Source organism: Vibrio sp. 10N.247.310.23 (assembly GCF_041467155.1).
Classification (GTDB): Bacteria; Pseudomonadota; Gammaproteobacteria; order Enterobacterales; family Vibrionaceae; genus Vibrio; species Vibrio crassostreae_C.
In genome coordinates this window covers 1-1,179 of sequence record NZ_JBFSTZ010000102.1, presented here as the reverse complement: position 1 = coordinate 1,179, position 1,179 = coordinate 1, and the positions used below count along the sequence as shown (strand labels likewise).

1 protein-coding gene and 1 pseudogene are annotated in these 1,179 nt (G+C 54.1%); both read left to right on the top strand.

Features of this window, described 5'->3' with window-relative positions:
• Nucleotides 1–473: pseudogene (locus tag AB6D93_RS24095) on the top strand (SAM-dependent DNA methyltransferase); the annotation flags it as partial.
• Between the two features lie 65 nt (nt 474–538).
• The gene (locus AB6D93_RS24090) at nt 539–1,114 is read left to right on the top strand and encodes a hypothetical protein (RefSeq protein ID WP_372127253.1); all 576 of its coding nucleotides are present in this window, start codon (nt 539–541) and stop codon (nt 1,112–1,114) included.
• Nucleotides 1,115–1,179 lie beyond the last annotated feature (65 nt).

Here is a 1,179-nt window from a genome sequence, read left to right as displayed (position 1 = left end):
CACAAACGGCGACCCTGTTGATAAACGCTGGCGAAGGTAAGGTGATACAGCCTTACCCCGCTCAACCGTTTGAGATAACCCCGGTCAATGACGCGTCGTTTCGGTTTGAAATGATACGACCAGACACCGGGCAACTGGAACAAGCGTTTGGGGCGCATGGGGGGCTTTGGCCGACCTTTGACACCCAATTTAACCTTGCGAGGCACCATCAAGTGCCTCGGCCGTTAAGAAAACTGTCACCCTGGCATTTGTCGTTGTCGCTCGCGGCGGGACAAATTGCCGGCAAGGTGCACAGCAACGATGGCGCTCAGACCCTGCTGGTCAAAGGCGGCACTCAAAAAGTGCAGCGCACCGTGACCACGGTTGATGAAAGTCAAACCATCACCACCGTGATAGACCAATTTCAACCGCTCATTCGAGCGATTGACCTCACCCTCGGTGAGCGCTTTGGTCGCATCGTGGTCATACAATAACTTCACTGCCCGTCAGGCGCTTTTCCTGACGGGAAGGCGCCTTATTTTTTATAAGGAACCAACCCATGAAGACTCCACTGATTTCGCTCGATAACGGGCTTTATCTCGATGCGGTGGTCACCACCGCTGACAACCAAGTGCAATTTCTCTCCGTATGGGGACGCGATGGCGCCATGCAACACTTTTTCGCCGCGCTCACGCTACCTATGAGCGAAGGCGGAATACGCGTCATGACCGTCAAATTGCCAGGCGGTAATCTGGTGCTCGACTTTGCCCAGGCGAAGTCACTCACCAAGCGTACTACGCGGTTACCCAAACACCCCCCTGTGGGCGAATGGGTGCACACCTGGCTTATTCACCCGTCGTTACTGAAACCGAGCGGTCAAAGTATGACGGTGATGAGTCAAACCCCGCTTTCTCACACCACGTTGTGGCCAACGCTCAAGCAGCTGTGTCATTTGCCGCTGTTAGAACATTGGCAACCGGCCCTACAACCGAGACTGCAATCCATGATTCACGAGCTGCCCTCCTATGGGGTATTTGCGTATCACTTGGACTTGCAGATTGACGTGATGGAGCCCTTAGTCAGTGAAGCGCTGCAGCAAGGCGTATTAACCGTACCGCAAGGAGCGATGGGATGAGCGACTCGACAGACACCACTCAACAAAACGAGCAAGACAACGTGTTGTCTCTGCATGACTTTATC

Excerpts from the sequence above, each read along its gene's own strand:
- AB6D93_RS24090 (WP_372127253.1), top strand. The coding sequence starts at position 539 with ATGAAGACTCCACTGATTTCGCTCGATAACGGGCTTTATCTCGATGCG.